Source organism: Dehalococcoidia bacterium, from assembly GCA_041653995.1.
Classification (GTDB): Bacteria; Chloroflexota; Dehalococcoidia; order GIF9; family UBA5629; genus CAIMUM01.
Genome location: JBAZEK010000005.1, coordinates 14,500 through 29,654, shown reverse-complemented (window position 1 = coordinate 29,654; position 15,155 = coordinate 14,500). Strand labels below are relative to the sequence as shown.

The following is a 15,155-nucleotide window of genomic DNA, read 5'->3' as shown; positions in this document are numbered from 1 at the left end:
GGCCTCAGTTGGGTGAGCGGTATTTCCCCCAGTCCCGGCGCAAGGTGTTTTTTCACAATCGATTGATAAGCGTCATACGTTCGCAGGCTGCAGTTGGTCTTCACGTATCCTTCCAGCCAGGTGTTCAGCCAATCACCCACCGTTAGCTTGTTCGGCTTCACGAAGGTGCCCTTTTCCTTGCTGTCCAGAAGCTCCCGCATCTTGCTCTCCGCTTCCCTCTTCGTCCCCTTCACCGTGTACCATTGCTGCCGCCTTTTCCCCGTGGCCGGGTCCTTTCCGATATCTATGACGATGCTCCATGCCCCCTTTGACCTTTGCTTGATATGACCTCTCATTACTCACCCCTTATACGATTTGTATCGCCCCCGGCCTTATTAATTCGAAGCTGCTTTAAAAATGAACAGTACGTAAATCCCAGCGACCTGACAAAACCATATGGACAATTAGAACACATGTACGATTATAATATACAGTCCAATATAAATCAATACGCATAGGAGCATTAATTGAACGTTGAAAGAAGGACTATCACCGTTGAGCAGGCCGGCGTCATGCTTGGGGTCAGCCGCGCCCTGGCTTACCAGATGGCCAACAACGGCCAGCTGCCAATCATCCGTTGTGGCCACCGGCTACTTGTGCCTGTGAAGGCCTTTGAAACCATGCTTGAAGGCGTTCCGGTGTCCACTAAGCCGCAGCCGGCATGAGCGAAGGCGCCGCATGCCGAAAAAACAGAAAAAGCAGTCAACCAGGGATAAACCTGTCGCCGAAAAATTGCCTTCCGCGCCTGTCCCCGGCTTCATATGCGGCGACACCATCGGCGAGCTGGTCGTCCGCAAGGACGGCTCCAGCTGCTTCATTATCAAGCGCAAGGGCGCCATATCCACCACCCGCGAGCACCGCACCCCGCATTTCGTCCACGTCCCGCCCGCCGATTCTCTTGCCGGCTCCATAGTACACTTTGCCAGCGACTTTGCCCGCTACTGCGACCTGCAGGAGCTGTTTCAGCAGATCAAAGCCTATATCAATAAGTACCTTGAGCTTCCCCTGTCCTATGATGACATCTCCGCCCTGTATGTCCTGTTGTCCTGGGTGTACGAGTTCGCCCCCTCTCTTCCCTACCTGCGCGTGCTGGGCGATTGGGGCTCCGGCAAGACCCGCTTCCTGCAGGTAGTCGGCTCCGTCTGCTTCCGGCCCATCTTCGCCTCCGGCGCAGCAACCCCGTCACCCATCTTCCGCATCCTCGACCAGTACCGCGGCACCCTGGTGCTGGACGAGGCGGACTTCAAAGACTCCTCTCATTGGACGGATATGGTCAAGATCCTCAACAACGGCTATCGCCCGGGCTTCCCGGTCCTGCGGTCCGATAAATCCAACGGTGCATGGCGACCCCGCGGCTACCAGGTCTTCGGTCCCAAGCTCATCGCCACCCGCTTCCGCTTCGCCGATGAAGCGCTCGAAAGCCGTTGCCTGACCGCTTCTATGCTCACCCTTACCCGCCGCGATATCCCCCGCGTGCTTCCCCCTTCCTTCCAGGATGAGATCGACGGCCTCCGCTCTAAATTGCTTACCTTTCGTTTACATAATCTATTCAAGCTCAAAGGCTGCGATTTCTCCAACGATATGCTGGAGCCTGGCCTCCAGCCCCGCCTCCAGGAGATCCTCATCCCGCTCAAGGTCTTGGCGGGCAGCGATCCATATTTGTCCGATATGCTTACCTCTTTCATCCGTGGTCAGCAGGAGTCTATTTATTCACGGCGCCGTGAAAGCGGCGACGGCCGGGTCCTGGCCGCCATCATCCAGTTGCACGAAGAGGGTGCTGTATTGACCGGATCAGCAGTTTCCCAGCGCGTAAAAGAGCTTGACGATGACGCTGAAATGTCGGCCATCAAATCCGGCCTGATCGCCAAACGCCTCGGTTTCGTTAAAAGGCGCATACCCAAGGACGGCCGCCATATAGTTATCTGGGATGAGGAGATAGCGATTCGTTTAGCTGTTCAATACGGTATATCCCCACCCTCTTCCGTATCCCCGGACAACTTGTCACCCTCGTCACCCTTGTCACCCTTGGCTACATAAATGGGGTGACAGGTTGTTCTGGCCTTTTACCTTGTCACCCGACTCGTCACTCCTTATTTCGTATCTGGGGGTGACGAGTGTGACAAGTGTGACGAATTGGATGGCATCTCTCAATTTATTTATCGCCAATGGTTGATTTAAAAATAATAGTGGCTATCATTGCTAATGATAGCCACTATTATGGACGAGATTATTGTTAAAGACTAAATTATTTTGTAATATCTAAGCAGAATGTTAATAATCTCCAGAATTACTAATGCTAGTGATACGATTATTTGAAAGATCATCATTTAATTTATACATTTCACTCCTTTACACTAGACTGTGTATAGTAACAAAGGCATTTGTTACCTTGCTTTTATTATACCACATTACATAATGCTATTAAAACATGTGAATTTATATATGCAGTAGTTTGCCTGATTTTCCGGGTTTCTGCCCCTTATTATTGTATCTAATGTTCTGTATTAATTCATTCAATATATGAACATAATTTTCAGGCAATGGATTTGTACTTAAATAGTCTCTACATATATCCCTAATTACACCTGCAATTTGGCTGCATGCTTTCTCGTCCATTTCTATGTTCACCAATACAGGCTCATTTTTATTGATTAGTATGCCTATGTGAAATTGGCCTCCTATTTTTTTATGGCATAAATATATATCATTGGCTTTTCTATCCGGTATTACTGCTGACCAGGGTAATTCCTTCATTTTTCCCTTTTCATTTTTGTCGGATTGCCAATACTCGTTTATTGGTACGGTCCGCATTTCGTAGTCAAGCATCGGTGGGGCCTTGAGGTCGAATAGTTGATCCATTGCTTCTTTGGCGTTGGTTATTTCGGTTTCCATTACAACTCCTATTATCTCTATAGTGCCATCCACAAAAGTAAGAATTCCATAATCATTCGAGTTACTTGCCCTAGCAGGCAACTTCCGTAATCCAAGTGCCAGATTGAATCTGTCGTTGATAAAGTTATTCTGCCTCATGGCCTCAACTGCATTTTTTGTTGCGTATATTGTCTCAGGGACTCCTTGCAAAGCCGCTGAATAGACAGATCCAAATATCTGTTTTAGTGCACCGGGGAAATGTTTTCTTCGCCCATCATTCGTAATGGTATAGTTTTTAATGAACATGGACTCTTTATATGTAGCCCTGCCGTCTTTTTGCAATTCGATATAATTTTTTGGATATACAGGTATTGCATTAATTTCTGTCTCATCTTTTACTATTAGAAATCCGTTTGGTGCGCCAATGTCGTATTTGACGTTCGTTGTTATTGAAAGAAGTGCTGTATTAGCTATGGTTGTTACGCTTATAATTACGGTATTGCTATTTAAGTCAGTATGGGAACAAAGATTTTGACAGGCTAACCACAAGACTTTTAATGCGTTATCATCTTTACTCCACCAAAATTCAGGCGTTTCGGCAGATAGATTTCTCAAATTTATTTTTGGAATCGCTGACGCAGGTAGATCGTCCAGGATAATTGGTCTTCCTTGTTTATTATTTTGTTCGTCAAAAGAGCTTATTGATACGATAAATAGATAGGTCGGCATTGTGTTAATGCCATAATTATCATTGAATATTATTATTCCAGGTGACTTCACGCATTCTTCTGTCAACCAACCGGATTGTTCGCCAATGTTGAAAATTATCATAAAGCTATCAGTACCGTTCCACAATTTGATGACACACCCAGATACTTGTTGTTCTTGTTGACTAATCAAATTCCACTCATCTGCTCCTTCTGGTCGCACAAACATATATGGTGGAGTGTCCGGGTGGCAATCAAATTTTTGACGGTCAAGCATCAGTTTCGATGCATTTTTCCAGAAAGGCTCGAATTTCAGAGTTAATTCAGCTTCCGCACGCGAGATTACTTCTATCAGGGCTGGGTCATTGTCCCATTGTTTTACCATCCCTGTTTTTACCAAATCAGTATTTCGTTCCTCAGCAATCATCCTTCTGATTATTATTTCTCGTCTCATTAATTCTTTATCTAGGATGATATCGTTTTGTTCGCTCGTATATACATATACAGGCACCTGATCTGCGCTATTGCTAAATAATGTTGTCGTGATGTCCGATACAGAAGGATTAATAGTTGAGAAGACTCTTTTCAGTTCTGTCTTAATTGATGGTTCTTCAATATTGTTCAGATTATCCGTTATCAGTTTGACTACGAATTTTCTCCAACTGGCTGATCCTAATTCGCCGGATAGATGTTTATCAAACATATTGCCGTGCATATGTTTACGAAATATATTTTGGATATGTTGTTCCTGTGCGTCACTACACGCAAATGGTGCAATATATGTATTATCTATTTTTCCTTGAATCATTCGGCATATTGCTACAAGGGAGCTTTCACTTGTTTTCTGAAAAAAAGTTCCTTGCACCGTGCGAAGTTGCAGTGTCGGCAAAACAAATATTGCAAGGTCCCCCAATGCGTTGAAGGATAACATCGCATCATGTCGCGGAATTATTTCTCTTTGAGTGGTTAAGATTGGGATCCATATATTTTTTTCGTGGTCATGTTCTACGTTCATAAATGGTGTGGTTTTCGCTTTGCTCTTTATGAAAAGCTTATCAAATATAGCCATTGTCCTCCCCCCAAAAATATTGATTACTAGCCGGTTATGCTTCCGTCATCCGTTTACCCCCGCTTCCCGAGTTCGCATATTGGAGTAGGATCTGTCGTACAGGATAGATTCATGGTAGGTATTTGTCAACAGACCCTGACAAAACCCTCTTTTTTAATCAACGCATGTGTACTATCATGATATCCAACGGCTATGTCTTTACTCGAAAAAGCGCTCAGGAAAGGTAACTACGAGCTGGCGGCTAAGACAATCGTCTACGGTATGCTCAAAGTGATTCATGATAGAAAAGAAGCAGAGAGGTGCGCCCAGGGGCAACCAGAACGCCCGGAAGCACGGGTTCTACAGCCGGGTTCTTGACGAAGCCCAGAAACTGCAGCTTGACGAAGCAAGGGAGATTGAAGGTTTAGATGAGGAGATCGCTATCCTGCGCGTCAAGCTTCTCGCTCTCATGGACGAGCATCCCGAGCGCATCGACCTCCAGATGCTCGCCGCCGCTACCATCACCCGCATGGTTCGCACCAAGTTTCATATCAGCTCGGGGGGTAACAGGTCGTTAAAGGATGCCATCTCTAAGGTGCTTACCGATATCGCCGTCCCCCTGGGAATAAAGGCCTTTATTCAGTAGCCATGGAGTTGCGCCCTTACCAGCAGGAAGTGGCCAGGGCCGTCTTCGACAGTATCTTGCACGGCAAAGGTTTGACGTTTTCGGTTGAGATCGCCCGGCAGGGCGGCAAGAATGAGCTTTCGGCGCATATTGAGGTTCTTTTGTTGACGATGTTCATAGCTAAGGGCGGCACTTCCATCAAGTGCTCGCCCACCTTCAAGCCGCAGACCTTGATCAGCATGAACAGGCTGAAAGACCGCCTCGATGAGTTCGGATATGACGGCATGTGGCAGGCCGAGTACGGTTATATCATGCGGCTCGGATGCGCCCGCCAGGTGTTCCTCTCCGCCGATGAAAGCTCCAACGTTGTCGGCCATACCTCCGACCTTCTGCTTGAGGTGGACGAGTCTCAGGATATCAACCAGGACAAGTATTCCAAGGAGTTCCGCCCCATGGCCAGCTCCACCAATGCCACCACGGTGCATTACGGCACCACCTGGGACGACGGCACCCTCCTCGAGCAGACCAAGCAGCACAACCTTGACCTTGAGAAAGAGGACGGCGTGAAGCGCCATTTCCGCTTCCCCTGGGAGACGGTCGCGGCCTGCAATCCCGGCTACGCCACCTTTGTTGAGTCGGAACGGCACCGCCTGGGCGAGGACCATCCTCTCTTCCGCACGCAGTACCGCCTGATGCCCCTCCCCGCCAGCGGCCGCCTGTTCAACCGCGTACAGCTCGCTCAGCTTACGGGCACTCATTCCCGCCAGCGGTCGCGCGTTAACGGCGCAATCTATGTCGCCGGCATCGACTACGCCGGACAGGACGAGCAGCTCGACGGCCTGGTGCTCACCCGGCCGCAGCGCGACGCCACCGTCATCACCATCGGCGCCGTGTCTTTTGACGGCGGACGTGAGCCGTCGGTCAAAATCGTCGATCACTATGCCTGGATAGGCACCCCGCACCACGAGCTCCACCCCCAGATCGTGGAGCTGGTCCGCAACAAGTGGAATTGCAGCCGCGTCCTCTGCGACGCCACCGGCATCGGCGAGCCGCTTGCCTCCTTCCTGCAAAAGTCCTGCGGATCCCGCGTTGTGCCTTTCAAGTTCACTCAGCACACCAAGTCGCAGCTCGGCTTCGATTTGATCGCCTTCGTGAATTCGGGACGTGTCCAGTGCTACGCCGGCGACGGCAGCCGTGAGTTCGCCGAGTTCATGCTTGAGATGGAAAAGGCCCGCAGCCACTACCGCCCCAACCAGACTATTAATTTTTACGTCGATCCCCTTGAGGGCCACGACGATTATTTAATGAGTCTCGCCCTCATGCTCAAAGCCAGCGAGAATAGCCGGCCCCGCGTGGCCACCGGCGGTGTCCGTGCCGACTGATTTCAAGGTGCAGGACCTGGCCCAGCTCGACCGCGACCGCTTCAGCGCCTATAAGGCCGCCCTCGATTTCTACAATGGCGCCCAGTGGGAGCGCACAAGCAAGAACCGCCAGCTCGTCTTCAACTACTCCCGGATCTCCGTCGACAAGATAACCAGCTACCTTATGAATGAGCTTAATTTTTCCTTTGAAGCCTTGCCCGGCGGCAAGCCCGACCTGGCCAAACAGGCCGAGGATTTGATCTACCTGGTGCACGACCAGAACAACGCGCAGGAGCTGGACTATACCACCGAGATCGACACCGCCATCCTGGGCGACGGCTGCTACAAGGTCACGTGGGACGCCGTCAATAAGCGGGTCCGCATCACGGCGCCGGACGTCAACGGCATCTACGCCTGGTGGACCGGCGACGACCTCAACCAGACATATAAAGTAGCCAGCCGTTACCAGCTCAGCGCCGGGGAGATCCTCACCCTCTATAAGAAATCCACCACGAAAAAGTCCGCCTTCATCACCGAGCTTTGGACCGATAAGGATTTCACCCTTTACCTTGAAAACGATGTCATCGACAAAAAGCCGAACCCCTACGGCTTTATCCCCTTTATCATCTTCCCCAACCTGCGCAGGCCCAAGCAGTTCTGGGGCGTATCCGATATCCCGCAGCTCATCGAGCCTCAGAGGGAATTGAACCGCGCCCTTTCCCAGCTTTCCCGCATCCTTGAGGTTTCCGGCAACCCCATCGCCGTGCTTGAGGGTGTTGAGGCCTCAGAGGATATACAGGTCAGGCCCGGCGCCGTCTGGAACCTTCCCGCCGATACTAAGGCCTACCTGCTGGACCTGCTGCAGGGCGGCGGGATCCGCCTGCATATCGACTACATCGACCTGGTCTACCGCACCATGCACGATATCTCGGAGTCCCCCCGGGCGGCTTACGGCGGCATCCAGCATGAGCTTTCCGGTGTCGCCCTTGAGGTGGAGCTTCAATCTCTCCTGCAGAAAGTCAAGCGCAAGCGGCTGATCAGGACGAATGTATATAAACGCCGCAATGTGATGATCTTGAAGCTGTGGGCGAAGTTCATGCGGCAGGATTTCACCCATGTGTCCCACCGTGTCTGCTGGGGACAGGTGCTGCCTCAGGACAAGGCTCGCGACGCTCAGAATGAGCAGCTGTGCGTCCAGTCGGGCGTCCACAGCCGCCGCACCGCCATGGATAACCTCGGCGTGCGCGACCCCGAGCTGGAATTTACCAAATGGCTTGACGAGCGCCGCCGCATACTCGAAATGAATAATGAATTTAAAGCCCCCTCCACCCAGGGCGGAGCGAGAGAGCGAAAAGTCGCCCCGGAGATGGAGCCGGTGCTTTAGACAGGAGTAGATCATGGAAAATGAAACGAAAACCGCAGGGTCCTCAACGCCCGAGGCCGCGCCCCCTCCGCCCCCCGCAACACCGGCCGCGCCGGAGCTTTCGGAGCGCATCGCTTCGCTTGAAGCTTCGCTTGCAGAGCGCGATACCTCCCTGGCCGAAGCCGTCAGCGCAAATGAAACCTTGAAAAAGGATTTGGCTGCTCTTGACACAGCCCACAAAGAGGCCGTCGTCGAGTACCGCAGGCTGGCCGTCAGCTCCAACCCCATCTTCAACCCGGAAATGCTGGCCGGCAATTCCATCGCCGAGATCAATGCGGCCATGGCGCGTGTTACCGACCTCGCGGCTAAAGTTCGCTCCAGGATCGAGGCCGATATCAAGGCCGTCTCCGTGCCTGCCGGCGCCCCCGAAAGGTCGGGCCCCGACATATCCGGCCTGACAGCCAGGGAGAAAATCAGGCACGCCATCGAAATGGACAAGAAATAAACCGTAAGGAGTTAATAATTTGGGAACTGTGCTATCCGAATACGCCAAACTCTCGAATGACGTCATGCTGCAGGGCGTTATTGAAACCATTATCAAGGACGATCCTCTCATGGCGCTCCTGCCCTGGGTCGAGATCAACGGCAACGCGCTCACCTATAATCGTGAATTGACCTTGCCCTCGGCTGAATGGCATGCCGTTAATGACGACTGGACCACCAGCCCGGCCGTCACGTTCGCGCAGAAAACGGCCACCCTTGCCATCCTCGGCCAGAACGCCGACGTGGACAACTACGTCAGGCAGACCCGTTCCAATATCAACGACATCGAGTCGGCCATCATCGAGCTTACCGCCAAGGCTATTAAAAATGAGCTGTCGGACAAGTTCCTCTATGGCAATAACACGTCCGATCCGAATCAGTTTGACGGGCTGATCAAGCTTATCGATACCGGCACGGCTTCCGACCAGCTCATCGCCGCCGGCGCTTCCGGCGGAGCCGCCCTTACCCTGGATATGCTGGATTCTCTCATCGATGCGGTCAAAGGCGGTAAACCCGATCTGCTCCTGATGAGCAGGCGTTCCCGCAGGAAGATCAACGCGCTGGCCAGGGCGGCGGGCAATAATCTGGAGCACAACAGCTCGCTGCTCGGCATGTTTGTCGAGATGTATAACGGCATCCCGATCGGCGTCAGCGATTTCGTCAAGGATACCCATGCCGTCAGCGGCTCGCTGGAAACCGCTTACATCGGCGGCGCCAGCTCCACCATATACGGCATTTCCTTTGGTGAGGATGGCGTTTGCGGTCTGACCGGACCGGGCGGACTTCAGATCATCAAGATCGGCGAGATGGAGACCAAGGACGCCTCCCGCACCCGTATCAAGTGGTATACCAGCCTGGCCCTGTTCAGCAACGTCAAGGCCGCTGCCTTGATAGGTGTCGCGTAAATAAAAATATTTTCCGCTCCCCCATAGGGTGTCGCAGAGGGACGCAGTCCCTCTCGAATTAAAAAACCACCCCCTCTCCTCGAGGAGAGGGGGCAGGGGAGAGGTAAAAGGAGTGTTTGAATGTCCTTTGCGGATCCTCAAATTGGCAGACATGTCATCTGCGGCCCCGGCCCTGCTGCCGCGGCCGTCACTTTGGCTGGCGCTTGCGTCGAGGGCGATATCCTCGGCTATTCCACCGGATGGAAGCGCGCCCTGGCTACCGCCGGCAGCGTTATCAATCCCCAGGTCGTTGCCCTTAAAGGCGGCGTCAGCGGCGAGGTCATCCCCGTGGCTCTCGTCTGCGTGGTCACAGGCTACACCGGCGGCACGCCCGGCGGCCTTATTTACCTGGCCGAGGGCGCGGATAGCGGCAAAGTAACCGATACCGCCCCCAGCACCACCAATGATGTCAACACCGTAATCGGCGTGTTGCTGGACGCCGCCACCATCTCCTTCAACCTGACCGGCAAGCAGACCCTTTCCTCTTAGGCTTAAAGGAGTGACTGCCCTTTAAGTAGCCTCCTCTGAATACTGGGAGCGGCCGGCCTGACCACCCCGGCCGCTCCCCGGCAATCCCGATGTCAGGCATGTTATGAGAAAGTTGTTGAATAAGCGTGCAATCGCTACTGAAGCTCGCATAGTCTCACATATGGCAGGGGGTGAGGGATAGATGACTGCTTATTTGGCTGATCTCGTGGCGCAGCTCCGCATCGACCTGGGCGATCCGTCGGGCGGCGCTCCACGATGGTCGGATCCCGACCTTCAGCACGCCGTTGCCCGCTCACTGGCTATGTTCTCACGCCACCACCCCTACCAGCAGAAAACCACTGTCGCTACCGTATCCGGCGATTACGCCGTCAGCCTCGCTGCCTGCATCAGCCGAATATCCGTTGATAAACTGGAGTTCCCCGTCGGCGACAAGCCCCCAACTTTCAAGCCCTTCTCCATCGTCCAGGACACGCTTTACATGCAGGAGCCGGGCGATGGCGCAAACTGCTATGTCTACTGGTCGGGCATACACACTCTGACCGATGCTTCCCGCACCTACGACGCAAAATACAGCGACTTGATCGAGCTGGGCGCTCTGGCCTTTGCCCTTGAGCAGTATGCCGACGCCACCCTTGCCGGTAAGATCACCTCCGCCCTGGAGTCCGCCAACACCGCAATCGCCAAAGTGACCGGCAAGGTCACGCTGGCGGAAACCGCCCTCACCAGTGCCGCAGGCGTGGCTGCCGATATAGCAACTCAGCTCACCAACGCCGGCTCTCAGCTTACCGCCGCCGTCGCCGCCCTGGCCGCCGCCATCTCCACGGCCGGGGGCAGCATCGATGCCGCTATCGCTGCAAAGTTGACCGATGTTTCTATCCGCGTCGCTTCAGCGGGCGCTTCGCTCACCGCGGCGACCACCGCTATAACAGCATCTACCGCAAGGATAACCGCCGCCGTCGCCGATCTGGCTGCCGGTGATGACTATATCCCCACGGCTAATACCGGCGATGACCCGGCGGGCGAGTGGGCTGACTATGCCGGCAAGGATATCGATGCCTCGAATTCGTATAACCAGCAGGCCGGTCAGTTAATCCGGCAGGCCTCTGAATACCTTGCTTCCGCCCAGGTGGAGCTTGCCCATATCAAGGCGCTCGATGATAAGCGCAACGCCTATGTCTCCGCAGGTGCGCGGTATATTGAGGCCGCCTCCGCCTATATCCGGATGGCCTCGGAATTGAATCTGAAACGCCAGAGCTATGTTCAGATCGCGGGCCGCCATCTCGAAAGCGCCGGCTCGCACATCCAGGAAGGCCGTCAGCTCCAGCAGATCGCCGCCGGTTATAAGCTTGAGGCCGTCGCCATGGCGGCCCAGGCTAAATCAAAGATGGCCGCCTTTCAAAAGGAGATCGCCTTGGGTTCCGTCACCCGTTCGTTGAGATCAATAAATCTGTTGATAGAGGAGTAAATATGCCGAAGAAAGCCACCGAACCTGAAAAAGTCACCGATCGCCGGGGCGCGGCGCCGAAAGGCAAATTCAACTGCAAAAACGTCATTAAGCGCATTGCCCTTTCGGGCCGCCCCGGCCGCCCTGCTGTTCAATGTCCTTTAAGGGCTTTGTTCAAGGACGGTCTGCCCGCCGAGGCTTACGCCGTCTGCGAGGATGAGTATGATGCCTCCACCTGGCAGCTTCCTCATCATACCTGCGAGATCGGGCGCCGGCCCCTTGAGCAGACCGTGGATTTTGCTCTGCTCGACCACGCGAGCCGGTTGCTCAGCCGCTGGGGCGACAACGGCGTCCGCTGCCATGCCCGGCCGGAGCTTATCATCCTGGCAGCCCGCCATCTGGCGGACCATTACCGCGCGGCAAAGCGGCAGGTTCCCGTATCCCTGTGCGTGCTCATATAAATAAACGTAGGGGCGTTGCTTTAGCTGCGCCCGAGGAGAAAGAGAAATGGAAACCACACCCCTGGACGGCTACAAAAAAATCATCGTAACCCTTCTTACCCTCATCGCGGGATCCCTCGGCCTCTTCATCACCGACCCGGCCAAAGCCCAGACCGTCGGCCAGTTCCTGATCGATGTTCTCGGTCCGGTCGCTGTCACCCTTGTCGGTATTATCTACACCATCGTGCAGGGCAATATCGATAAGGAGAAGGTCAAGGCCGCCCCCACGATCGCTGCTGCCGCCGCCGCGAGCGAAGCGAAGCAATCCCCAAAAGCTGAAAGCGTAGCGGTTCAGCAGCCTGCCGCTGCGCCCGTTATCCCGGCTGCGCCTGTGGAGACCTACGTCCCTGTCGACCTCGATGCCGCGGTCGGCTCCGCCGAGGAGTCCTGCCGCAAGGACGGCGTAGAGGTTACCCCCGTCAGCCGTGCCTTTTACTTCTATCCGCAGGTAACCCGCTTCGACCTGCGGGAGGTGCCGCGGGAGAAGCGCATATGCGAAGCGAAACGCCTGGTCGATAAGGCCGTCGCCCTTTTCTGCGAGGCTTTCAAATACCAGACGAGACTATCTAAGCCCCCCACCCCGGCCGAGGCCAACAATTACCATGCCTTCATGCTCAAGCTGAAAAAGGATTACGAGAAGGCCAACAACCTGGCCTGCAGCGATAAGACCTTCGAGGAGCTGCGCAACCTCGTATCCTATTTCAACGAGCTGTACAACGCCCAGGACGGCCTGGCCCAGCTCAGCGGCAAGACCGTGGACTGGTCGATCTACGGGGGCGGCGCTTATACCCCCACCCAGGTCGGATGGGACTACGTTAAGTTGCTTTGATCGGCTGCGGCGCCGTCGTAATAATGGCGGCGCCGCCTGTAAAAGGAGGCGGAACCGTGTGCAAATTAAAAGATCCGTTGGTTGTGGTTCATCGTGATCGCGGCTGTAGCCTTTTCCCGTCATGCCTTGAATGCCCTTTGCCCCGCTGTATCGAGGATATGCCTTTCGGCAAGGCGGGATTGCGCATATCGTCCCGTAACGTCGAGATGCTTAATCTGCGGAAGCAGAGCTGGTTGATACGTGAGATCGCCGCGCATTTCAGCGTGTCCGACCGTACGGTTTACCGGTCGCTGAGTTTATTTAAATCCCCCGAAGTGTGCGGCGAGGGTGTGCCGCTGTCTAAATAAGGAGTTGCCGTGCCGGATGATTTTACATTGCTCCGTTTTCAATGCGGCCGGTGCGCTTCGGCCTTGAACTTGATTGCGGTCGACCGCACCCGGGGCAAGGTAATCGACATTGAGTTCCTTTGTTATAACTGCCTGATCGAATCGGACCTCGTGACCGCGGATAAGGCGGTGTTTCATGATGTGACGGGAGTTAAATCAGCTCCATGAGGACGCTCTCAGCAGCCTTATTAGCCGAACAGCGCAAGGCTAACCTCCGCGTTCCCCTGGTCAAAATTGAAATAGCCGCCTATGGCCACCCGGCCGCCGTAGCCGATGCTTCTCTGCGCTGGTCTGATTTCGCCTGGGAGCGGCTCACCCTGGCCACCGATTCAACCGCCGTTGGCAAGCATGCCGTCGCCGTTCCCGCCGACGGCTCCGTTTGCCGGGTCCGCGCCGGCGCCACTATCTATTATCAGCGCGTCACTTCCCCGTCCTCCGGCTCCACCTGGACTTCCTGGACCTCCTGGGGCGGCGGGCTGGCCAACTCCCCGGTCGCAATCGCCGCCTCCGGTACCGAGGTCATAGCCTTCAGCTCCGACGGCGTATACCTCTACTACAAGAAGAGTACCGACAGCGGCGCCACATTCGGCGCATGGACCGCCATGAACAACGCCCGCCCCTGCGAGCGTGGCTGCGCTGCGGCCTTCAAGGCAAACGGCGATGTCGCGGTCGTCCATGCCACCGATTTCAACGATCCCACATCGCTCTATATCCAGAAGCGGGTATCAGGCACCTGGTCCACCGGACTGGGGCAGATCTCCGGCGACCATGCTATTTCCGCCCTGGCCCTCTATCACAACGGCGACTGGAATATACTCGCACTGCTTCTGGACGGATCGTATATCCGCCTGGCCCGCGGCATCTACGGCGACGGCGGCTCTTACACCGTGGGCACCTGGTCCGGTTGGGAGTTCGTAAATTCCTATAAAGCCCGCGTGGATTTCAGCTCCGCCATGCGCCTGCGCCAGTTCCGTACCGGCCGTGCCGGCCGCTATGTTCCCACCTATTACGAGCAGGTCAGCTCGGTCATGCAGCAGCAGGCCGCCGATAATTTGGGCGTGGACGATCCCTATCTGGCCTATCACTCATCGTTGGGAGCGGTTTTCAGCTTCGCCAAGGATAACAGGCCGTGGTTCTATCGTCTCAAGCCCGGTACGGTATTCAAAGATAGCGATTGGTCCCGTGCCTGGCCGCTCGATGTCACCGCCACTTACGGCCTTGCCCTTGCTTGCGACGGAACGTATCTCTATGCCGCCGCGCCCAACCAGGTCTGGCGTACCACCATTCCCTCTTCCTGGACGCCGCCATCGGCGGGTGCGGGAGCCGGGACCTATTACGAGGTGCCGGTCGCCGATATCTACAAGGTCACGGAGCAGGTCAAACCGCTCAGCCCATCCAATCTTACCGTCCTGCTTAATAATGTCTCGCAGCGATATGACAGCCCCGGCGGAGGCGATGCAAATTACGCCGGCGCGATCAAACGCGGCAGCATCGTCAAAATGTCGATCGGCTATACGTCCGGCGGGGCCTTGCTCAGCCCGGCGGGCTATTACTTCATCGAGGAGCTGGAGTACGCTCGTCTTCCCGGCAAGCGGCTCTTCGCCATCCATGCCGTCGATGCCTGGGGTCTGCTGGAGAAATACGGCTTCAACAGGCCCGTGGAGTGGAACGCGTACTCGGATGAAAAGACCGTTTACCAGCTCGTCGAGCTTATGTTGCAGTCCGTGGGCGGAGCTATCAACTATGTATCCCGCAGCTCGGCCATCACCGCCACCTATCCGCATATCACGGTCAGCCCCGGCGAGAATGCCGCCACCGTGCTGCGCCGCCTGCTGGACCTGGTCCCGGATACGATCTATTTCGTCGGCCTTACCGGCTATATCGTCTATCCGCAAGCTACAGATCCACCGTCTTATTATCTGAGTTTCCCTGTGTGATCTGTCTGTTTACATTGAATAATTCTAAGTTTTTCAAATGCTTAGGCGAAATATTAAGAATGTTCATTA

The 15,155-nt window shown here is 54.7% G+C and carries 15 protein-coding genes; 14 read left to right on the top strand and 1 reads right to left on the bottom strand.

Going from position 1 to position 15,155, the window contains the following annotated elements:
* The first annotated feature begins 506 nt into the window (after positions 1 to 506).
* Together WC359_11960 and WC359_11955 are read left to right on the top strand one after the other, a co-directional pair.
* The gene (locus WC359_11960; protein MFA5401152.1) at positions 507 to 704 is read left to right on the top strand and encodes a helix-turn-helix domain-containing protein; all 198 of its coding nucleotides are present in this window, start codon (positions 507 to 509) and stop codon (positions 702 to 704) included.
* Positions 705 to 717: 13 nt separating this feature from the next.
* Positions 718 to 2,076, top strand: coding sequence for a hypothetical protein (locus tag WC359_11955; GenBank protein MFA5401151.1), 1,359 nt, complete (start codon positions 718 to 720; stop codon positions 2,074 to 2,076).
* Between the two features lie 399 nt (positions 2,077 to 2,475).
* Here the strand turns inward: WC359_11955 and WC359_11950 are convergent, their stop codons facing one another.
* The gene (locus WC359_11950) at positions 2,476 to 4,686 is read right to left on the bottom strand and encodes a hypothetical protein (GenBank protein MFA5401150.1); all 2,211 of its coding nucleotides are present in this window, start codon (positions 4,684 to 4,686) and stop codon (positions 2,476 to 2,478) included.
* A gap of 277 nt (positions 4,687 to 4,963) precedes the next feature.
* Between WC359_11950 and WC359_11945 the strand changes: the two genes are divergently transcribed.
* The 12 genes from WC359_11945 (at position 4,964) to WC359_11890 (ending at position 15,086) form a co-directional block, all read left to right on the top strand.
* On the top strand, positions 4,964 to 5,311 hold the full coding sequence (locus WC359_11945; GenBank protein MFA5401149.1) for a hypothetical protein: 348 nt from the start codon (positions 4,964 to 4,966) through the stop codon (positions 5,309 to 5,311).
* A gap of 2 nt (positions 5,312 to 5,313) precedes the next feature.
* Positions 5,314 to 6,672 (top strand): hypothetical protein, encoded by a 1,359-nt coding sequence (locus WC359_11940; protein ID MFA5401148.1) that lies wholly within the window; start codon positions 5,314 to 5,316, stop codon positions 6,670 to 6,672.
* Positions 6,662 to 8,035, top strand: a complete 1,374-nt coding sequence (locus WC359_11935; GenBank protein MFA5401147.1) for a phage portal protein — start codon at positions 6,662 to 6,664, stop codon at positions 8,033 to 8,035. Before WC359_11940 ends, WC359_11935 begins: the two co-directional genes overlap by 11 nt.
* Before the next feature lie 13 nt (positions 8,036 to 8,048).
* The gene (locus tag WC359_11930) at positions 8,049 to 8,519 is read left to right on the top strand and encodes a hypothetical protein (GenBank protein ID MFA5401146.1); all 471 of its coding nucleotides are present in this window, start codon (positions 8,049 to 8,051) and stop codon (positions 8,517 to 8,519) included.
* 28 nt (positions 8,520 to 8,547) lie between these two features.
* A complete protein-coding gene (locus tag WC359_11925; protein ID MFA5401145.1) occupies positions 8,548 to 9,462 on the top strand; it encodes a major capsid protein in 915 nt (304 codons plus the stop codon).
* A 120-nt stretch (positions 9,463 to 9,582) separates the two neighbouring features.
* A complete protein-coding gene (locus WC359_11920) occupies positions 9,583 to 9,990 on the top strand; it encodes a hypothetical protein (protein ID MFA5401144.1) in 408 nt (135 codons plus the stop codon).
* A 181-nt stretch (positions 9,991 to 10,171) separates the two neighbouring features.
* Complete coding sequence (locus tag WC359_11915; protein MFA5401143.1) at positions 10,172 to 11,455, top strand: hypothetical protein; 1,284 nt, start codon at positions 10,172 to 10,174, stop codon at positions 11,453 to 11,455.
* A gap of 2 nt (positions 11,456 to 11,457) precedes the next feature.
* Positions 11,458 to 11,895: a hypothetical protein gene (locus tag WC359_11910; GenBank protein MFA5401142.1), complete on the top strand. Its 438-nt coding sequence runs from the start codon at positions 11,458 to 11,460 to the stop codon at positions 11,893 to 11,895.
* A gap of 46 nt (positions 11,896 to 11,941) precedes the next feature.
* Positions 11,942 to 12,763: a hypothetical protein gene (locus WC359_11905; protein MFA5401141.1), complete on the top strand. Its 822-nt coding sequence runs from the start codon at positions 11,942 to 11,944 to the stop codon at positions 12,761 to 12,763.
* A gap of 56 nt (positions 12,764 to 12,819) precedes the next feature.
* Positions 12,820 to 13,110 (top strand): helix-turn-helix domain-containing protein, encoded by a 291-nt coding sequence (locus WC359_11900; GenBank protein MFA5401140.1) that lies wholly within the window; start codon positions 12,820 to 12,822, stop codon positions 13,108 to 13,110.
* Positions 13,111 to 13,119: 9 nt separating this feature from the next.
* The gene (locus tag WC359_11895) at positions 13,120 to 13,317 is read left to right on the top strand and encodes a hypothetical protein (GenBank protein MFA5401139.1); all 198 of its coding nucleotides are present in this window, start codon (positions 13,120 to 13,122) and stop codon (positions 13,315 to 13,317) included.
* A complete protein-coding gene (locus WC359_11890) occupies positions 13,314 to 15,086 on the top strand; it encodes a hypothetical protein (GenBank protein ID MFA5401138.1) in 1,773 nt (590 codons plus the stop codon). Before WC359_11895 ends, WC359_11890 begins: the two co-directional genes overlap by 4 nt.
* The last annotated feature ends 69 nt before the right edge of the window (positions 15,087 to 15,155 follow it).

What these genes read in the sequence shown, in the direction of transcription:
- WC359_11955 (MFA5401151.1), top strand. Translation starts at nt 718, where the DNA reads ATGCCGAAAAAACAGAAAAAGCAGTCAACCAGGGATAAACCTGTCGCC.
- WC359_11950 (MFA5401150.1), bottom strand. Translation starts at nt 4,686, where the DNA reads ATGGCTATATTTGATAAGCTTTTCATAAAGAGCAAAGCGAAAACCACA.
- WC359_11945 (MFA5401149.1), top strand. Translation starts at nt 4,964, where the DNA reads ATGATAGAAAAGAAGCAGAGAGGTGCGCCCAGGGGCAACCAGAACGCC.
- WC359_11940 (MFA5401148.1), top strand. Translation starts at nt 5,314, where the DNA reads ATGGAGTTGCGCCCTTACCAGCAGGAAGTGGCCAGGGCCGTCTTCGAC.
- WC359_11930 (MFA5401146.1), top strand. Translation starts at nt 8,049, where the DNA reads ATGGAAAATGAAACGAAAACCGCAGGGTCCTCAACGCCCGAGGCCGCG.
- WC359_11920 (MFA5401144.1), top strand. Translation starts at nt 9,583, where the DNA reads ATGTCCTTTGCGGATCCTCAAATTGGCAGACATGTCATCTGCGGCCCC.
- WC359_11915 (MFA5401143.1), top strand. Translation starts at nt 10,172, where the DNA reads ATGACTGCTTATTTGGCTGATCTCGTGGCGCAGCTCCGCATCGACCTG.
- WC359_11910 (MFA5401142.1), top strand. Translation starts at nt 11,458, where the DNA reads ATGCCGAAGAAAGCCACCGAACCTGAAAAAGTCACCGATCGCCGGGGC.
- WC359_11905 (MFA5401141.1), top strand. Translation starts at nt 11,942, where the DNA reads ATGGAAACCACACCCCTGGACGGCTACAAAAAAATCATCGTAACCCTT.
- WC359_11890 (MFA5401138.1), top strand. Translation starts at nt 13,314, where the DNA reads ATGAGGACGCTCTCAGCAGCCTTATTAGCCGAACAGCGCAAGGCTAAC.